Genomic DNA, 17,882 nt, shown 5'->3' on the forward strand with positions numbered 1-17,882 from the left:
CGGGCCGCCCCCGCCGCCCCCCCCGATTCGCATGTCATATATCTTTATAAATATATAGAAGTTATTGTACTGAAAACTTTCCGGAAACAGTTCCGTTACTGTTTTTAGCATTATAAAAATAGACTCCTGTTCTCATACCTGAAGTAGAGATAGTCGTATTACCCGCTTTCGCTTGTTGGGATTTTATCGTTAATCCTTCGGCGTTGATGATCGTCAATTCATAAATATTTCCGTTTTCAGGAAGATTGATGGTAAGATCTTCTCCTTGTTTTACTGGATTTGGATAAGCGGTAGATGTAATCTCTTGTTTTGCAGAAATTTTGGATGTCTCACTTGTTACCTGTTCAAGCACCCACTGATGATTAGCACCTGCTGATCCATTCATGTCTTGATCCCAGATGTCTATATTAGTTCCTGAGGTTTGGGAATTGCCAGGATTATCCATTGATTTCATATTGGATAATGCAGTTCCTATAACAACTTTATTAGAGGTATAAGGTTTTAATATCCATTGTTGATTATTACCACTGTGTTTTGGATATTGTATCAGCGTAGTACCATTGGTTATATTGGATCCTGGGATATCAATAGCTAAACCTGAAGCACGATTGATGATGATGTAATTATTTCCGGTTTTTTCCAGTTTCCATTGTTGAGCAGTATTACTGTTAAAAGGGTATTGAACCATTTTGGTATTGGAGGCAGTACTGTAATTAGCTGGGGTAATGTATTGGTCACTTCCTACACATTTTATGCGGTAATAAGCATTGGGGTCAATAGTGGGAGGTGTTATAATATTGCTTATTGTCAGATTATTATATCCAAAATTGGAAGTTTGTTTAAAAATATCTTCCAGTACAACACTTACATAATATTTTCCCGGTTGGGAGTTCGCAGGAAGCGGTACCTGGGCACTTCTCTGATCTGGTCGAATACCCGTAACCACTGCTACTGGAGTATAAGAATTTGCCCAGCTGGCTTCAGTATATAGTGAAACTTTATAAGATAACTGCGGGCTCGTGTTTTCTGAGTTAGCCCAATTTACGTTTACTGAATTATTAGAAGTATTATAAGATGGAGTAACAGTAGTTACAGTAATGGGTGTTGCTGTTGAAGGCTTTGTACCGTTTTGAGTAATTCCGTTGAATGTTATTGAACTACCAGCAGGTGCAGGAGTTGTACCACACGAAGTTACCTTAATTGCTGTATTGTTGAAAGCTGTTTCTGCTCCCCACGATCCTGTTCCTGCTGAAGCAGTATATCGTAAAGGTTTTGACCAGCTTCCCTGTGCATTCATACTCCAGAAGTTTCTGAAATATCCACAGCGGGTATCTTTGCTGGCTGTTGGATTCCAGTTTTCTACAAAGCCTCCTAACTTGGTCCCTGTAAATTTTGCATCGTTTTCAGGAGTAACAATAGTAACATAATGCTTCCATTTTCCTGTACCATAATCAAACATAAAGAATCCGATTCTGGTTTTTCCGTCACCGGTAGACCATCTTCTCACGACAGTGGCATACCATGTTCCGGGAGTCCATGGCATAGGATTGTCGGTGTGAAGACCTGTTCCTTCCCCTCCGAAACCATCTACAAGGGTATTGGGTGCAGCGTATTCTGTAGTACACTGTGGTGTGTTGGTTTCCTGCAAATCCCACATTGAAAAAATGTTGTTATAGATTTCGTTTTGTTTGTACTGAATTCCTGCATATCCGCCACGCGGGCCCAGAGAAAAATTCAGGGTAGAATAATAGGTGTTTACCTTTTTACAGGTATTGTCTGCCATTACTTCAGAATACCAGAGTTCACCGGAGTTGGCCATATCAAAACCTTCGAGATACGGACCCCAACTTGGGCAAGTTTGAGCATTTGAAGTATTAAAGAATGAGGACGAAGCAATAAGTAGTATTGCTGCGCAAGATTTAAATTTTTTTTCCATAAATAGATTATTTAACAGTGCTAATTTACGGATATTTCAATATATTAACGAATATATTGAAAATAATGTTATTAAATATTGAAATTATTACTTTAATTCGTTTTTTTATTGAAAATTATTTATTTATTGTTTTGATTATATTAAAAAAAGCAATGCATCATGAATGCATTGCTGATATTTGATAGGATTGCTCCTTTATTGTATTGAAAAAATAAGTTTTCTGCTAATTATTCAGTATCATATTTACTGATTACTCTCTGAGTAACTCCTGAACTGCTGAAACCACCATCATGGAAAAGGTTCTGCATTGTTACTTTTTTAGTAAGATCAGAGAATAGTGTTACACAGTAGTCTGCACATTCAAGAGCAGTAGCATTCCCTAGTGGAGACATATCTTCTGCATATCCAAGGAATCCTCCGAAACCTTTCACACCGCTACCTGCAGTAGTCATTGTAGGAGACTGAGAAACTGTATTTACACGTACTTTTCTTTCACCCCAATAGTTCCCGAAAGTTCTTGCGATACTTTCCAGATACGCCTTATTGTCAGACATATCATTATAATCCGGGAATGTTCTCTGAGCAGCAATATAAGTAAGTGCCAAAATGCTTCCCCACTCATTCATGCAGTCTTTTTCCCAAGCCACACGCATTACTTTGTGGAAAGAAACAGCGGAAATATCCCAGCCTTTTTCCAACCAGTCGTAGTTCATTTCTGTATAATGTTTTCCTTTTCTTACGTTGATAGACATCCCGATAGAGTGAAGGATAAAGTCGATTTTCCCAAATTTTGCAACAGCGGCATCAAAAAGTTTTTCAAGATCTTCTATAGAAGTAGCATCAGCACCTATTACTTCAGAACCTGTTTTTTCTGCTAAACCATTAAGTTCTCCCATTCTCAAAGCAATAGGAGCATTAGATAAAATGAATTCAGCACCTTCCTCATGGCATCTTTCAGCAACTTTCCATGCGATAGATTGTTCATTAAGGGCTCCAAAAATAATTCCCTTTTTGCCTTTAAGTAAACCGTATGACATAATTTTTTAATGTTTATTATACTACAAATGTAACAATAATTGTGGTTATGACATAATAAAAAATGGAGCCTTATTAATTTAAGACTCCATTTTATTGAAAATATTTATATGACTGAAATACTAATTGGTTTTCTTATTCCATTCTGCCTTTACATCCTCTGCTGCATCTTTGGTTTTTTCCCATGCCTCATCTGCTTTATCTTTGATGTCCTCCCATGCATCGGATACATTAGCTTTTACCCTGTCTAACCAGTCTTCCTGGCTGGCCTCCTGATCATTATCCCTTTTCTCATTGATATAATCTTTGGCCTTGTCTGCCAATTCATTGATTTTCCATTTGGCTTTATCCGTTGCATTTTGTAAAGAATTTTCTACATTGTTTACTGCATTTTCCGCTTTGTTATACTCTGAATTGTTCATAATACTATAAATTTTAGTTTGGTACTAGTAATTAAACAATAACCATTCCTAAAATCAGGATAGGTTGTTAAACTTTTCATAATATTTTGTTATCTTTTTCCAAATCGGTAGTATCTTTAATATATAAATTTGATAATTATGGAAAAAATTCGCTGTGGATGGTGCGAAAAAGATGATCTCTACAGAAAGTATCATGATGAAGAGTGGGGAAGACCTGTATATGATGATGAAACGATATTTGAATTCCTTATTCTTGAAAGTTTTCAGGCGGGACTGAGCTGGTATACTATTTTGTCTAAAAGAGACAATTTCAGAAAAGCTTTTGATGATTTCGATTATAAAAAAGTAGCTGCCTATTCTGATAAGAAGATCGAGGAACTCATGAACAATCCCGGAATTATAAGAAACAGACTGAAAATTCTGGCAGCGGTCAGTAATGCACAGAAATTTTTGGAAGTTCAAAGGGAATTTGGAAGTTTTTCCCAATACATATGGGATTTTATAGGCGGGAAACCCATTGATAACAGCCCGGAATCATTATCCGCTGTTCCTGCTACTACAGAAATTTCGGATCTTATTTCAAAGGAACTTAAAAAAAGAGGCTTCAAATTCGTAGGTTCTACGGTAATTTATGCCCATATGCAGGCGACCGGAATGGTAAATGATCACTTAAAAGACTGTTTTACGAGAAAATAACAGTTATTTTTTATTCGAAATTTGGTGAAGTTTATTATTAATTATTAGCCAGATTCTACAAAAGCTGTAGTAGTGGTTTCCCCGGCAGGAGATTTTACAGGAAATTTTTCATTTTCTATCTCAAATCCAAGACTGACTTCTGCAACAAATATTACGGTTAATCTCACTAATATCTCAGGAAGTGCCAATAGTTTGTACTCCGGACATTTCTATGTGATGATCAATGAGTTTTAAATAATAGGTTTTTTATTATAGTTGATATAGTGTGAAGGACTTCCGAACTGGGATTCCTTTTTTGCTTCTATATTGAGTATGAATTTAATTGAAATTTCTCTTATATAAAATACTTTACACCTGTAAATAGGCTATTTTTGTACTATTAAAATGAATATCTCTATCGAAATATGAAGAAAATAGGAATTATAGGGTATGGCTGGCTAGGGGAGAGAATAGCTTCTTCCTTTTCAGGGAAATATACCATATCAGCAACAACTACAACGGAAAGCAAAGCAGATCAACTCAATAATAAAGGAATCGATGCTATAATAGCTTCTTTCCCTGACTATCAGCTTACAGAATCTTATTCCCAATGGTCTGAGATGAAAGATCTTGATGTTTTGATTATTACAATTCCGGTCTCTGAAAAGAGCTGTTGCGTAAGTTCTTTATACAACAGAATTCAGAATTTATCAGCTTTTATCGGAGATTTTAAAGGACAAATGTTTCTGATGAGTTCTACAGGGGTTTATCCTGATCTGCCTCAGGAATTTACAGAAGAAGACATTCCTCTGGAAAAAGTATCGGGTGAAAGAATGCTGAGAAATAAATATCCTCAGCTTAATATTCTAAGACTTGGCGGCCTCATGGGAGATAACAGACTCTTGAAAAACTATAATGTGAGTAATCTGGATTATGCAGTGAATCATATTCATTATGCTGATATCAGTGGGATTATATCAGAAATGATCGAAAGGAAAGCTAATACAAAATTATATAATGTGACCGCTCCGGTTCATCCGGCAAAAAGCCAGGTGATTAATACCCAGAAAGATATAACAGATAATGAAGAGTTTGAGGTGAAAGGGAAGAAGGTGTTATCATCAAAGCTGGTTTCAGAGCTGGAGTATATATTTCAATATCCGGATCCTAGGATATTTCACCTGTAATAAAAAAACCTCCGAAACTATTCCGGAGGTTTTTATCTGTATGTAAATAAAATAATTACTTAATAATTCTTTCCAATACCCATTCAATAAGGTTTTTCTCAGAAGCATGGTGGTCTGCGGAGAACTCTCCACGTCTTCTGTTGGCAATAACGTTATTTACGGTAATGGCCTTGTGTCCTAATAATTTTGAAAGGGCATAAATAGCAGATGTTTCCATCTCAAAATTGGTGATTCCAAGATCATTTAGGGTTTCTAAGAATTTATCATCTACTGCTTTTAATCGAAGCTGTCTTCCCTGTGGGGCATAGAATCCAGGGAATGTTGCTGTATTTCCGTGATATTTGGCATCTTTATAATAGTCGCCCATTTCTGCTGCCCAGTCTGAGAAATAAAGCATCGGCTTGATTTTTTCGTAAGGGAATTTTTCTAAGAAGCTTTTAGAAAACTCATTTTCGAAGTTGTAGTCCTGATAGAAATGCATCAATCCGTCTAAACCTACTACATTCTGGGTAACCAACATGTTGTCTACCTGTACATCAGGATTTACACTTCCACAAGTTCCCATACGGAATAGTTCAAGAGCCTTGTGCTCAGTTTTGAATTCTTTGTTTTGAAGATCAATATTCACCAAAGCATCCAATTCGTTCATGACGATGTCGATGTTTTCCGTTCCGATACCTGTAGACATAACAGTGATTCTTTCTCCACGAAGGGTTCCTGTATGGGTATAGAATTCTCTTTTATTTTTTTTGATCTCTACCGTGTCAAAGTATTTTGAAACTTTAGCTACTCTGTCTGGATCACCTACAAGGATAATTTTATCAGCAATATCTTCAGGAAGAAGATTCAGGTGGTATACACTTCCGTCTTCATTCAGAACAAGTTCTGAGGCAGCAAGTTTGTTTAGCATAATATGTATATTTTTTTGTTTTTAATTAATCATAATAGCTTCTTTATAAGGAGATGCCATAACCTCGTAGATGTCATTGTATTCTTCTACAATCCTTTTCTGACCATTCATTACTTCATATACCGTAATGACAGTTTTTTCAATGTTTTTAGGATCTTTCCTCTGTGAAGTGATTTCGTAGAAATGATCATCTTTTTTAAGAATAGAAATCAGTTCTTCTTTGGTAGAATTGTTGGAAGTCATCATTCCAGGGAATTCTACAACAATATCCTTCAGATCTGTATAGTTTTTATAGGGTTTGGTTATACCGTTAGAATATACATAAACATTGGGAATGTTTTTATCCTTTTCCAGGCGGACCAAATAATAATCAGAACCTCTTTTCTCTGCATATACAGCCATTTCCTGCGGCTTTTCTGCTGGTTTTTCCGGTTGCTTCTTTTTCTGCGAAAATGCTGTCATAGAAAGGAAACTTGCCGCAACAGCAAACCATAGTTTTGTTTTCATAATCCTATTTTAGTTTTTTTGATGTGTTGAATTTAATTTAAAAAAAATCCTCTCCCAATAATCTCCCGCCATTATTTTCCGGTATTTCGAAGAACCGCCTTATTCAGAATAATGAATTTGATTTCGGGGTTTAAAATTAGTGAAAAATATTGTACCGGAAATATAAACATTATTTAATCTGCTATTAAAACTGGGATAACATCGGATTAATACTTTTGCCGCTAAAAATTCATGAGATCTTATCCACTGCTTGTAATCGTCCTTCTGATAGGATTTGCAGTAATGTCTTTTAATCCTGTTTATAAAGGAAAAGAAAGCGAAAATACATTTGTCAATAAAGGCTTGTCTGATTTTAAAACCAAGCTTGAACAGCTGAAATCAGATGTTGATAAGTTCTCAGAAGACCGTATTCCCCTTGAAGAGTTGCAGAAATCATTGAGCAGTACAAGAAATTCATTCAAAGAAATAGAATTCTATATTGCATACCATTATCCTGAATTTACCAAAACCCATCTTAACGCAGCCCCTCTGTTTCATATCGAAGCTGCGGGTACATCATCATATACACTTCCTCCAGAAGGATTGCAGGTGCTGGATGAGCTTATATTCTCAGATGAAGCAGAAAATGAAAAAGAAAAGATTAAGACTATTACTACCTTTTTATACAACAGCTATTCCGGGTTTTATTTAAGTGCTTTAAAAAATGGTTTGAGCAAAGGAAACAACAAAACCTTGCCTTTACGTATAGAATTGATCAGGATCTACTCACTTGGTGTATCAGGTTTTGATACGCCGGGTTCTCTGAATATTTCTGAAGAAACAAGCCATGCTCTTTCAGGAATGCAGAAATACATCAATGATGATCTTTATTTTAAAAACTATAATACACAAAAAGCAAATCAGATCTTAACAGATGCTATCAGCTATCTTTCAAAAAATACAGATTTTGAAACTTTTGACAGGATCGAGTTTTACAAAAAATACATACAGCCGTTGTATGAAGAATTGGGAAAATGGGATGGAAGGCCGGATGATCTTAAAGAATTTTCAGGATGGAATGTTGGAAATAAGAATTTTTTCAGCAGCGATTTTCTGGATCCGTATTTTTATACCTTATTAAAGTCCTCAGAAGATAATTCGGATCTCAGAAATCTTGGAAAATCTATTTTCTATGATCAGAACTTAAGTGGTAACAGAAAAATGAGCTGTGCTACATGCCATCTTCAGGAAAATGCTTTTACAGATCTTAAAGCAAAATCACAAAGCAATGTTGAAGGGAAAACAGTTTTGAGAAATTCTCCATCTTTATATAATGCTGTTTTTGCCAAGAGATTTTTCTATGATCTTCGTGCATTCTATCTTGAACAGCAGGCGGAGCACGTTATTTATAATGAACAGGAATTCAATACAAGCTATGGAAGTATTATTCAGAAATTAAAAACGAAACCTGAATATAAAAAAGCGTTTCGAAATGCTTTCAAAGACGGAAAAATCAGTAAAGAAAATTTTTCAAAAGCATTAAGCTCTTACGTGGCTTCACTATACTCATTTGACAGTGATTTCGATCGTTTTATGAGGAATGAAAAAAATGTTTCCGATGATGTGAAAAAAGGATTCAACCTGTTTATGGGAAAAGCCAATTGTGCAACCTGCCATTTTGCCCCTCATTTTTCCGGATTGGTACCACCATTTTTTAATGAAAATGAATCCGAAGTGTTAGGAATTACCACGAAGCCCATCAAACAGCTTCCTGTAGAGCTTGATGAGGATTTAGGAAGAGGGAACAGCCCTGTAAAGAAAGAAAAATCATGGATTTATGATTACTCTTTCAAAACAGTAACAGTTAGAAATATTGCTATTACGAAACCTTATTTCCATAATGGAGCCTTCAATACACTAGAAGAAGTACTGGATTTTTATAACGAAGGAGGAGGAGAAGGATTAGGATTGAAAATGAAAAATCAAACCTTAGCACCTGATAAATTAAACCTTACCGAAACAGAAATCAAACAGATTATAGCCTTTCTGAATGCTCTTACGGATGTGAGTAAAGTGAAGTAAGCGAGTTTCGGGGTTTGAGGGTTTGAATGTGGGAGAGTTTTAGGGTTTTAGAGTGAGAGGGTAGAAATTCGGGTTGCGAGGTTCGAGAGTTCGAGAATTTGAGTGTCGGAGAGTGGAGAGTGGAGTTAGGGCGGCGTGTGTGATTCGAGCTATATGATGGATAATTTTTGGATGTCCTTGAGTAATCTCTATTCATGTATCAATTTTAAACAGTTTTTTTTATTTTCAAACTTCCGCACGAATCCCGCATTCCGCATCTCGCAACTCAAAACTCGAACCCCTGAATCACATAATTATCTTTTCATATCTCACCTCGCATCCAACATCTCGAAACCCCGCACCTCGTAACTTCAACCCTAAAACCCTCCAACTCTCAAACCCTCCCACACTCGAATTCTTTAACCCCGCAACCCACATCATTTAACAAAAAGTTAATCCCCTTAACATTACGTTTTTGATAAGTTAATATTTGCTGATCTATATTTAAAATCCTATTAACAGAGGAGAAGTTCTAAAAAAATAGTTTTGCAACGTCTAATAAATCAAATAAAAATGAAGAGAAAACTACTAACAATGGGAGCTTTGGCTGTACTGGCCAGTTCTGGTATGCATGCGCAGACATTTATATTCAATAAAAATGCGTCATGGAGTTACAAAGATAACAATCAGGCTCAGCCGGCAGGATGGAATGCTCAGACTTATGACATTTCAACATGGACAGCTGGAAATGGTCCGTTAGGATATGGAGATCCTGTAACAACGACAATCAATTCAGGGCTTACTACAGCTTATTTTGCTAAAGATTTCACAGTGGATCTTTCTACGCTTTCTGACAATATGGAGCTTGGTGTAATGAGGGATGACGGTATCATTGTATACCTTAACGGAGAAGAAGTAGTAAGAGACAATATGCCTGCGGGTACTGTGACATTCAATACTTTTTCAACCACCACTATTGATGGGGCGGCAGAAAATGTTTATAATATTTTTTCCATTCCAAAATCGAAATTTGTAAACGGTGTTAATAGAATTTCTGTTGAATTGCATAACAGAAGTACCACCAGTTCAGATTTAAGAATTGATGCTTACCTTAAAACAACCACCAATACAACTACACCTGTAACTTGTAACGGAACACACATCAGCTGCTTTACTTCAATTGTTCCTACAGCACAGACCAATAAACTGATTATCCCTGCTGAACATAAATACCAACTTATCTTAAAAGAAGGAGACAGCTATACTGAAGGTGGAGGATTTGTAGGAGGTCAGAATGACTTTACAGGGTATGTTGCAAAAGCAGGAAGTAGTACAAACGGATATCTTTCTGTAAACCATGAAACGAATCCTGGAGGAGTTACCATGGCGGAAATCAATTATAATGCGACTTCAAAGCTTTGGCAGCTGACAAAATCAAGAGCAGTAAGTTTTTCTGATCCAAGTTTAGTACAAACTATCAGAAACTGTTCAGGAGGAGTTACCCCTTGGGGAACGATCGTGACAGCAGAAGAATCTGTTACTTCTAATGATGTGAACGCCGACGGGTATAAAGACTACGGATGGCTGGTAGAAATAGATCCTGCAACAGCACAGGTTATTTCCAAGAATCCCGACGGTTCCAAAGGCAAGCTATGGCAGATGGGAATCATGAACCATGAAAATGTAGTCGTTAATAATGCCGGAACTACAGCTTATTATGGAGAAGATGGTGGAACACACATGGTGTACAAATATGTATTGGATACTCCAAATGACCTTTCTTCAGGAAATCTTTATGTTCTGAAATTAGATCAGGGATTGACTGCTGCGGGAGATCCGGTAGGAACTACAGCAACATGGGTTCAGGTTCCGAATAAAACAAAAGCAGACCAAAACAATACTAATAACAATGCTCAATCGGTAGGAGGAACAAAATTCAACGGAGTGGAAGATGTTGACATCAGCCCGTTGGATGGGAAAATCTATTTTACAGCCAAAGGATTAGACAGAGTATACCGTCTTCAGGATAACGGAACCACAGCTTCTCAGGTAGAAACATTTGTAGGAGGAGGTTCTTCCGTATATTCTTTCAATACTGCTCAAGGGATGAAATCTGAAGCTTGGGGAGATGGTAATGACAACCTTACTTTCGATGAACTTGGAAACCTTTGGGTACTTCAGGATGGAGGTAAAAACTATATCTGGGTAATTGCTCCTGATCATACTCAGGCCAATCCTAAAGTAAGATTATTTGCTTCTATGCCGGCTGGTTCAGAACCTACAGGATTGACATTTACACCTGATCACAAATTTGGTTTCTTCTCTATTCAACATCCGGATTCAACCATTTCTACAGATGTGGATGCAACAGGAAATACCATCGATTATAAAGGAAAATCTGCAACGATTGTAATTGCTCTTAAAAACAACTTAGGGATTGAAGGATCTTTAGGAACTATCGAAAACCATACTGCAGAAAGTACAGTAACAGTAGCTCCAAACCCAACTTCAGGAATTGTGAAAATCAATTCACCAAAAGGATTGAAAGATATTTCTGTGACAGCTTACAGCATGGATGGGAAAATCGTTTACACGAAGAAATTCAACGGTGTCAACAAAGTATTGGATCTTGATTTTACACAACAGTTGGAAGGATCCCGAGTTTTAGTTTTAAATATTGAAGCTGAAGGAGGTTTCCAGAAAACAGTTAAACTTTTAAAGAAATAAATTATTTATAATTCTTGTCTGTCGGCAGCCTCGGTTGCTGGCAGATCTTTTATCTTTATGAAAAAGCTTTTCTTATTCATTTCCATAATCTCACTTTCTCAGATCAAAGCACAGATTGATCCGGTGAAGTATCCTACTTTTACCAATGTTGAAGATGCTTTAAAGAGTGAAAAAACTGTCTACAGTATGAGTTTCAGAGAGAAGGGATTATTTAATATTCCCCCTCAGATTGTAAAGCTGGATTCACTGTTCTTTTTGAATATCATGGCAAATAAGCTTGAGAAAATGGATCAGGAACTCTTTGCCCTGAAAGAATTAGAAATTTTGAATGTCAATGAAAACAGTATTAAATACATTCCTGATGAGGTAAGCAACCTTAAGAAGCTAACCTCTTTTTCAATGAATCTGAATAGTCTGACAAGTATTAATCCTAATCTTGCAAAACTTCAGAACTTAAAAGTAGTCCATTTTGATGCCAACAATCTGAATACTTTTCCTGAAGCCCTTATGGAAATTCCCTCGCTGGAAGAAATTAACCTTCAGGGAAACCAGATCAGCTTTATTGCAAACAGATTGGATCAAATCAAAAATCTGAAATTTCTGAACCTTTCGGATAATCAGATCAATGACCTTGGAAATCTGTCCTTTCCTGAAAATTTAAAATATCTTGAATTACAACAGAACGCTATCAATAAACTTCCTGAAAACCTTTTCAAATCAAGAAATCTTGAATTTTTGAATGTAAGTGGAAATAATATTAAAGAAATCTCACCCAAAATAAAAGGGTTGAAAAGTATCGTCAGCATGAATCTGGCCAATAATAATTTGAAAGATCTTCCTGTAGAAATCAGACAGCTTAAAAATCTGAAAACATTGATTCTTACAGGAAATCCTATAGAAAAATCTACTATTGAAAATTTAAAAACCTTATTGCCGGACACCCAGATCTATTTCTAGAACTATCCGCCAACACGTTTTGTTTTATATCCCATTTCTTTAAGGATATTCATTATTTTATCACGGTTATCCCCTTGAATGATAATCGTTCCGTCCTTCTCAGAGCCGCCTATACCCAAGGTGGTTTTTATTTTCTTTGAGATTTTTTTCAGGTCTTCTTCACTGCCTTCCCAGCCTTCAACGATCGTTACAGGCTTACCATTTCTTCCTTTTTTCTCAAATTTGCATACCAAAGGCTCCTTCTGCTTGAATTCTTCTTCAGGCATCTCAAAATCCTGCTCGTCATGATCAGGAAAAAGATTCTTCAATTGATCTCTTAAATCCATACCGCAAAATTAAAAAGATTTACGGATTAATGAACGGAAATAATCAACGAAATTTAAAATTTTTACCCGTGTCAAGGTTTCAAACCTTGACACAGTTCAATTGACTGATCATCAGTAATCAATAAAATTCGAGGCTTTAAATTCTTCTATTCCTAGGAAATTAGGTAAATTTGTCTAACAAAAGTTTTACAAAATGTCGAAAAAAGCAATACTGGCCATTCTTGACGGATGGGGATTAGGAACAAACCCTGACGTTTCTGCAATAGATAAAGCAAACACACCATTCATAGACAGCTGTTACCAAAAATTTCCACATACTACGCTTGAAGCGAGTGGACTTGCTGTAGGTTTACCAGCCGGACAGATGGGAAATTCTGAAGTAGGACACATGAACTTGGGAGCCGGAAGAGTGGTTTACCAAAATCTGGTAAAACTGAACATGGCCGTTGAAAATGGAACACTGGGACAAGAAAAAGTGATCCAGGACGCTTTTGAATATGCCAAAAAAGAAAATAAAAAAGTACACTTCATCGGATTGGTTTCCAATGGAGGAGTACATTCCCATATTAATCACTTAAAAGGATTACTGACCGCTGCAAAAGAATTCGGTTTGAATGAGAACGTTTTTGTTCATGCATTTACCGATGGTAGAGACTGTGATCCACACTCTGGATTAGGATTTATTGATGAGCTTCAGAAACATATGGATGCTACTACAGGAAAACTGGCAACAGTAGTAGGTAGATATTATGCAATGGACAGAGATAAAAGATGGGAACGTGTAAAACTTGCTTATGATGCCCTTGTGGAGGGAGTAGGTGAGCCATCAACAGATGCTTTAGCTTCTATTAAAGCTTCTTATGATAATAATGTTACCGATGAATTCCTTAAGCCAATCATTTTAATGAATACTACTGCTACTGGAAATATAGTACCGTTGGCAAAAATCATTGATAATGACGTAGTAATCTGCTTCAATTTCCGTACAGACAGAGGTAGAGAGATTACAGAAGTGCTTTCTCAGAAGGACTTTCCGGAGTATGATATGAAAAAGCTAAACCTTTATTATATCACATTAACGAATTATGATAAAACATTCCAGAATGTACAGGTAGTTTTCGATGAAAATGTGCTGACGGAAACCATGGGCGAAATTCTAGAAAAGAATGGAAAATCTCAAATCAGGATTGCAGAAACAGAGAAATATCCGCACGTTACTTTCTTCTTCTCAGGAGGAAGAGAGGAGGAGTTTAGTGGCGAAAGAAGACTGTTGTGTCCAAGCCCGAAAGACGTTCCTACTTACGATTTGAAGCCGGAAATGTCAGCCTATGATATTACTAACGCCATTGTACCAGAGCTGGAACAGGGAACGGCTGATTTTGTTTGTTTAAATTTTGCCAATACAGACATGGTAGGGCACACGGGAGTTTTTGAAGCTGCTGTAAAAGCCGCTGAAGTGGTAGATCAGTGCATCGAAAAAGTAGCAACCGCTGCCTATGAAAACGGATATGCTGTTTTCATTCTTGCCGACCACGGAAATTCAGATGTAATGAAGAATCCGGACGGAACACCTAATACTCAGCACTCAACGAATCTTGTTCCATTTATTGTAATGGATAAAGACCATACATGGAATTTAAAACCTGGAAAATTGGGTGATGTAGCCCCTACAATCCTTAAAGTAATGGGTGTTGAAATACCAGATGCAATGTCTGGAGAAGTTTTAGTTAATTAAAATTCAATAATATTGTTTAAAAAATGCCGTTATGCTTATGCTGCGGCATTTTTTTTATGATTTATATCAGATAAAGTATGAGTTGCATACTTTATTATGCGTTAAATAACAAATAAATCATATCTTTGTAAATTAAAACTGAATAGTAAAATGTATCAAAAGCTTGTTAGGAAAGAAGTAATGGGATTATTGGAAAAGGAAGTAGGTTCTTTTCTTGATAAATTTTTAACGCCAATTGAAAAAATATGGCAGCCTTCCGATTATTTACCAGATCCTTCAAGCGATGATTTTAAACATGACTTAGAAGAAATTCAGACTTTTGCCCGTGAAATGCCTTACGATCTTTTTGTAACATTGATTGGTGACTGTATCACAGAAGAAGCACTTCCTTCTTATGAATCTTGGTTAATGGGTGTTGACGGTATCAATCAGGAAGAAAAATTAGGCTGGGCAAATTGGGTAAGAGCATGGACTGCTGAAGAAAACAGACACGGAGATTTATTAAATAAATATCTTTATCTGTGTGGAAGAGTAAACATGAGAGAAGTGGAAATCACGACTCAATATCTTATTAATGATGGTTTTGATTTGGGAACAAGTATGGACCCGTATAGAAACTTCATTTATACAAGTTTCCAGGAAACAGCTACCAATATCTCTCACAGAAGAGTAGGTACATTGGCAAAACAATCCGGAAACGGGAAATTAGCAAAAATGTGTGGGGTAATTGCTGCAGATGAAGCAAGACACGCTAAAGCATACAAACACTTCGTAGCGAAAATCCTTGAAGTAGACCCTTCAGAAATGATTCTTGCATTTGAGGATATGATGCGTAAGAAAATTGTAATGCCTGCTCACTTGATGAGACAGTCCGGACAAAAAGCAGGAGAGCTTTGGGGGCATTTCTCAGATGCTGCACAAAGATGTATGGTGTACACAGGTAATGATTATATCAATATTATGAAAGACCTTTTAGATGAATGGAAAATTGAACACGTAAAAGGACTTACAGAAAAAGCAGAAAAAGCTCAGGAATACTTGATGAAGCTTCCTGCAAGACTTCAGAAGATCACAGACAGAGTCTCTACTCCGGATCTTCAGTTTCAGTTTAGCTGGGTAAAAAGTTAATAAGAATCTATATTATTCTTTAAAATATAAAAGTTATTGAGTGCCTTTCTTTTGGGCACTCTTTTTATTTCTTATCTTTGCAAAGCTAAAAAAAGAACAAAATGTTAAATAATAAAAAGATTGCTGTTGACTTTGACGGAACTATTGTTGATGATGCTTACCCGGCAATTGGGAAACCAAAAACTTTTGCTTTCGAAACATTAAAAAGACTTCAGGCTGAAGGTTACAGACTTATTCTTTGGACATACAGACACGGAAGAGCTTTAGATGAAGCAGTAGAATTCTGCCAGAAAAACGGGGTAGAGTTTTATGCAGTGAATTCAAGCTTTGAAGGAGAAGTTTTTGATTCCGAAACTCAATCCAGAAAATTAGATGCAGATTGGTTTATTGATGACAGAAACCTTGGTGGATTCCCAGGATGGGGTGAGATCTACAACATTATTCAGGAGAGAATAGAATTCCGTGTAGAAGGAAAAGAAGTTCTTGCCTATTCAAAACTTAAAAAAGAAAAGAAAAAAGGACTTTTCTGGTAAGATATAGAAATTGGAAGCCAGATATTAGAAGTTAGTTTTTTAATATCAAATCAAAGCTTCTGTTTTATCAGAAAGAGTTTATAGATTGTTATAATATAGAAATACGCATAATGCTGTAATCTAGCTTCTAACATCTAATATCTAACATCTATATACAATGATTCAATTAAAAACGATAGACGAATTACGTCTGATGAAGGAGAGTGCCCGACTGGTTTCTAAAACATTGGGAATGTTGGCAAAAGAAATTAAACCGGGGATTACAACCTTATATTTAGATAAACTGGCGCATGATTTTATCAAAGATCATGGTGCTGAACCTGCATTCTTAGGTTATGGAGGGTTTCCAAATTCTCTTTGTATCTCTCCGAATGAGCAGGTAGTTCATGGTTTTCCAAATAATGACGTCATAAAAGAAGGAGATGTTCTTTCTGTAGACTGTGGAGTTATTCTGAACGGTTTCGTAGGAGATCATGCCTATACATTTGAAATCGGGGAAGTGAAACCTGAGGTTAAAAAATTACTACAGGTTACCAAAGAATCTTTATACAAAGGAATTGAACAGGTTGTCAGAGGAAAGAGAATAGGAGATATCTCCCATGCTATCCAGACACATTGTGAAAAAGAAGGATATGGAGTGGTAAAAGAGCTTGTAGGGCACGGATTGGGAAGAAAAATGCATGAAGATCCACAAGTTCCAAACTACGGAAGACAGGGAAGCGGAAAAGTAATCAAAGACGGTTTAGCAATTGCTATCGAGCCAATGGTAAATATGGGAACTGAAAAAGTGAAGTTCCATAATGACGGTTGGACAGTAACTACTTTAGACAATATGCCATCTGCTCATTTCGAACATGATGTAGCGGTGATCAATGGTAAGCCGGTATTGCTTTCAACATTTGATTATGTATACGAGGCTTTAGGGATTGTAAGTGATGAAGAAAAGCAGTTCCAACTGGATTTTTAATGAAAAAGGTAACGAAGCTTTTACTGAATAAAATTCCGCGTCCAATGCTTATTAAAATGAGCATCTGGGCAAGACCGCTTATTTATCAGTTTTTCAAAGGAGATCAGTTCTTTGACCCTATTGATGGAAGATCTTACAGGAAATTCCTTCCTTACGGATATGGAAAACAAAGAGAAAATGCACTGTCTCCGGGAACCTTAAGTTTGGAGAGACACCGTCAGATGTGGCTGTATCTTCAGAACGAAACTGATTTTTTTATCAAAAATTATAAAGTTCTGCATATTGCTCCCGAACAGGAATTTCTAAGGAAATTTAAGAGAATGAGTAATCTGAATTATATTTCAGCAGACTTGTATTCTCCCATTGTGGATGTGAAGGCTGATATCCTGGATTTACCTTTCGAAAATGACAGTTTTGATATCGTTTTCTGTAACCATGTTCTGGAACATATTGAAGATGATGCAAAAGCAATGAGCGAGCTGTACAGGGTAATGAAGCCCGGCGGATGGGGAATTCTTCAGGTTCCGATGAAAAATTCATTAGAGAAAACCTATGAAGATTTTACCATTAAAGATCCAAAAGAACGCCAGAAACATTTCGGACAGTATGATCATGTTCGCTGGTATGGAATGGATTATTTTGACCGCCTAAAAAAAGCAGGCTTCGAAATAGAAAAGAACTTCTATTCACAGAAATTCTCTGAAGAAGAAATAAAAAAATACGGATTAAGATATAACGAAATCTTACCGATAGTTTATAAAAAATAGAATAAAGCCCGTTTCAACTATTGAAGCGGG

General features: G+C 36.4%; 17 protein-coding genes. 11 read left to right on the top strand and 6 right to left on the bottom strand.

The window, feature by feature from the left end; translation table 11 throughout:
* Positions 1 to 61 precede the first annotated feature (61 nt).
* The 3 genes from ACM6F9_RS07370 to ACM6F9_RS07380 all read right to left on the bottom strand — a co-directional run bounded on the left by ACM6F9_RS07370 (position 62) and on the right by ACM6F9_RS07380 (position 3,393).
* Positions 62 to 1,936, bottom strand: coding sequence for a DUF3472 domain-containing protein (locus tag ACM6F9_RS07370; RefSeq protein ID WP_414845112.1), 1,875 nt, complete (start codon positions 1,934 to 1,936; stop codon positions 62 to 64).
* Positions 1,937 to 2,163: 227 nt separating this feature from the next.
* On the bottom strand, positions 2,164 to 2,973 hold the full coding sequence (locus ACM6F9_RS07375) for an enoyl-ACP reductase (protein ID WP_047375319.1): 810 nt from the start codon (positions 2,971 to 2,973) through the stop codon (positions 2,164 to 2,166).
* Positions 2,974 to 3,093: 120 nt separating this feature from the next.
* Complete coding sequence (locus ACM6F9_RS07380) at positions 3,094 to 3,393, bottom strand: hypothetical protein (protein ID WP_047384507.1); 300 nt, start codon at positions 3,391 to 3,393, stop codon at positions 3,094 to 3,096.
* A 138-nt stretch (positions 3,394 to 3,531) separates the two neighbouring features.
* Here ACM6F9_RS07380 and ACM6F9_RS07385 point away from each other — a divergent pair, with 138 nt between their 5' ends.
* The 3 genes from ACM6F9_RS07385 to ACM6F9_RS07395 all read left to right on the top strand — a co-directional run bounded on the left by ACM6F9_RS07385 (position 3,532) and on the right by ACM6F9_RS07395 (position 5,255).
* On the top strand, positions 3,532 to 4,089 hold the full coding sequence (locus tag ACM6F9_RS07385; protein WP_414845113.1) for a DNA-3-methyladenine glycosylase I: 558 nt from the start codon (positions 3,532 to 3,534) through the stop codon (positions 4,087 to 4,089).
* Between the two features lie 72 nt (positions 4,090 to 4,161).
* Positions 4,162 to 4,323, top strand: coding sequence for a hypothetical protein (locus tag ACM6F9_RS07390; RefSeq protein ID WP_414845114.1), 162 nt, complete (start codon positions 4,162 to 4,164; stop codon positions 4,321 to 4,323).
* A 170-nt stretch (positions 4,324 to 4,493) separates the two neighbouring features.
* Positions 4,494 to 5,255: a hypothetical protein gene (locus tag ACM6F9_RS07395; RefSeq protein WP_414845115.1), complete on the top strand. Its 762-nt coding sequence runs from the start codon at positions 4,494 to 4,496 to the stop codon at positions 5,253 to 5,255.
* A gap of 55 nt (positions 5,256 to 5,310) precedes the next feature.
* Here the strand turns inward: ACM6F9_RS07395 and ACM6F9_RS07400 are convergent, their stop codons facing one another.
* Together ACM6F9_RS07400 and ACM6F9_RS07405 are read right to left on the bottom strand one after the other, a co-directional pair.
* Positions 5,311 to 6,165, bottom strand: a complete 855-nt coding sequence (locus tag ACM6F9_RS07400) for a nucleoside phosphorylase (RefSeq protein WP_414845116.1) — start codon at positions 6,163 to 6,165, stop codon at positions 5,311 to 5,313.
* A gap of 21 nt (positions 6,166 to 6,186) precedes the next feature.
* Positions 6,187 to 6,672, bottom strand: a complete 486-nt coding sequence (locus tag ACM6F9_RS07405; protein ID WP_414845117.1) for a hypothetical protein — start codon at positions 6,670 to 6,672, stop codon at positions 6,187 to 6,189.
* Between the two features lie 231 nt (positions 6,673 to 6,903).
* On the opposite strand from ACM6F9_RS07405, the gene ACM6F9_RS07410 reads away from it, so the two are divergent.
* From ACM6F9_RS07410 to ACM6F9_RS07420, 3 genes are all read left to right on the top strand, one after another.
* Positions 6,904 to 8,733 (top strand): cytochrome-c peroxidase, encoded by a 1,830-nt coding sequence (locus tag ACM6F9_RS07410; protein WP_414845118.1) that lies wholly within the window; start codon positions 6,904 to 6,906, stop codon positions 8,731 to 8,733.
* 552 nt (positions 8,734 to 9,285) lie between these two features.
* The gene (locus ACM6F9_RS07415) at positions 9,286 to 11,439 is read left to right on the top strand and encodes an alkaline phosphatase PhoX (protein WP_414845119.1); all 2,154 of its coding nucleotides are present in this window, start codon (positions 9,286 to 9,288) and stop codon (positions 11,437 to 11,439) included.
* A 57-nt stretch (positions 11,440 to 11,496) separates the two neighbouring features.
* A complete protein-coding gene (locus ACM6F9_RS07420) occupies positions 11,497 to 12,396 on the top strand; it encodes a leucine-rich repeat domain-containing protein (RefSeq protein ID WP_414845120.1) in 900 nt (299 codons plus the stop codon).
* 2 nt (positions 12,397 to 12,398) lie between these two features.
* Here the strand turns inward: ACM6F9_RS07420 and ACM6F9_RS07425 are convergent, their stop codons facing one another.
* The gene (locus tag ACM6F9_RS07425; protein WP_414845121.1) at positions 12,399 to 12,722 is read right to left on the bottom strand and encodes a translation initiation factor; all 324 of its coding nucleotides are present in this window, start codon (positions 12,720 to 12,722) and stop codon (positions 12,399 to 12,401) included.
* Positions 12,723 to 12,915: 193 nt separating this feature from the next.
* Here ACM6F9_RS07425 and gpmI point away from each other — a divergent pair, with 193 nt between their 5' ends.
* The 5 genes from gpmI to ACM6F9_RS07450 all read left to right on the top strand — a co-directional run bounded on the left by gpmI (position 12,916) and on the right by ACM6F9_RS07450 (position 17,852).
* Positions 12,916 to 14,457: a 2,3-bisphosphoglycerate-independent phosphoglycerate mutase gene (gene gpmI, locus ACM6F9_RS07430; protein ID WP_414845122.1), complete on the top strand. Its 1,542-nt coding sequence runs from the start codon at positions 12,916 to 12,918 to the stop codon at positions 14,455 to 14,457.
* A gap of 150 nt (positions 14,458 to 14,607) precedes the next feature.
* Positions 14,608 to 15,585 (top strand): acyl-ACP desaturase, encoded by a 978-nt coding sequence (locus tag ACM6F9_RS07435; protein ID WP_414845123.1) that lies wholly within the window; start codon positions 14,608 to 14,610, stop codon positions 15,583 to 15,585.
* Between the two features lie 101 nt (positions 15,586 to 15,686).
* Positions 15,687 to 16,118: a BT0820 family HAD-type phosphatase gene (locus tag ACM6F9_RS07440; protein WP_414845124.1), complete on the top strand. Its 432-nt coding sequence runs from the start codon at positions 15,687 to 15,689 to the stop codon at positions 16,116 to 16,118.
* Between the two features lie 157 nt (positions 16,119 to 16,275).
* Positions 16,276 to 17,085, top strand: a complete 810-nt coding sequence (gene map, locus ACM6F9_RS07445; RefSeq protein ID WP_414845125.1) for a type I methionyl aminopeptidase — start codon at positions 16,276 to 16,278, stop codon at positions 17,083 to 17,085.
* Positions 17,085 to 17,852, top strand: coding sequence for a class I SAM-dependent methyltransferase (locus tag ACM6F9_RS07450; RefSeq protein WP_414845126.1), 768 nt, complete (start codon positions 17,085 to 17,087; stop codon positions 17,850 to 17,852). Before map ends, ACM6F9_RS07450 begins: the two co-directional genes overlap by 1 nt.
* The last annotated feature ends 30 nt before the right edge of the window (positions 17,853 to 17,882 follow it).

The organism is Chryseobacterium sp. IT-36CA2, from assembly GCF_949767875.1.
Taxonomy (GTDB): Bacteria; Bacteroidota; Bacteroidia; order Flavobacteriales; family Weeksellaceae; genus Chryseobacterium.

Coding starts and splice junctions, on each gene's coding strand:
- ACM6F9_RS07370 (WP_414845112.1), bottom strand. CDS start 1,936: ATGGAAAAAAAATTTAAATCTTGCGCAGCAATACTACTTATTGCTTCG.
- ACM6F9_RS07380 (WP_047384507.1), bottom strand. CDS start 3,393: ATGAACAATTCAGAGTATAACAAAGCGGAAAATGCAGTAAACAATGTA.
- ACM6F9_RS07405 (WP_414845117.1), bottom strand. CDS start 6,672: ATGAAAACAAAACTATGGTTTGCTGTTGCGGCAAGTTTCCTTTCTATG.
- ACM6F9_RS07395 (WP_414845115.1), top strand. CDS start 4,494: ATGAAGAAAATAGGAATTATAGGGTATGGCTGGCTAGGGGAGAGAATA.
- ACM6F9_RS07415 (WP_414845119.1), top strand. CDS start 9,286: ATGAAGAGAAAACTACTAACAATGGGAGCTTTGGCTGTACTGGCCAGT.
- ACM6F9_RS07385 (WP_414845113.1), top strand. CDS start 3,532: ATGGAAAAAATTCGCTGTGGATGGTGCGAAAAAGATGATCTCTACAGA.
- ACM6F9_RS07400 (WP_414845116.1), bottom strand. CDS start 6,165: ATGCTAAACAAACTTGCTGCCTCAGAACTTGTTCTGAATGAAGACGGA.
- ACM6F9_RS07450 (WP_414845126.1), top strand. CDS start 17,085: ATGAAAAAGGTAACGAAGCTTTTACTGAATAAAATTCCGCGTCCAATG.
- ACM6F9_RS07375 (WP_047375319.1), bottom strand. CDS start 2,973: ATGTCATACGGTTTACTTAAAGGCAAAAAGGGAATTATTTTTGGAGCC.
- ACM6F9_RS07410 (WP_414845118.1), top strand. CDS start 6,904: ATGAGATCTTATCCACTGCTTGTAATCGTCCTTCTGATAGGATTTGCA.
- ACM6F9_RS07435 (WP_414845123.1), top strand. CDS start 14,608: ATGTATCAAAAGCTTGTTAGGAAAGAAGTAATGGGATTATTGGAAAAG.
- ACM6F9_RS07420 (WP_414845120.1), top strand. CDS start 11,497: ATGAAAAAGCTTTTCTTATTCATTTCCATAATCTCACTTTCTCAGATC.
- ACM6F9_RS07425 (WP_414845121.1), bottom strand. CDS start 12,722: ATGGATTTAAGAGATCAATTGAAGAATCTTTTTCCTGATCATGACGAG.
- gpmI (WP_414845122.1), top strand. CDS start 12,916: ATGTCGAAAAAAGCAATACTGGCCATTCTTGACGGATGGGGATTAGGA.
- map (WP_414845125.1), top strand. CDS start 16,276: ATGATTCAATTAAAAACGATAGACGAATTACGTCTGATGAAGGAGAGT.
- ACM6F9_RS07440 (WP_414845124.1), top strand. CDS start 15,687: ATGTTAAATAATAAAAAGATTGCTGTTGACTTTGACGGAACTATTGTT.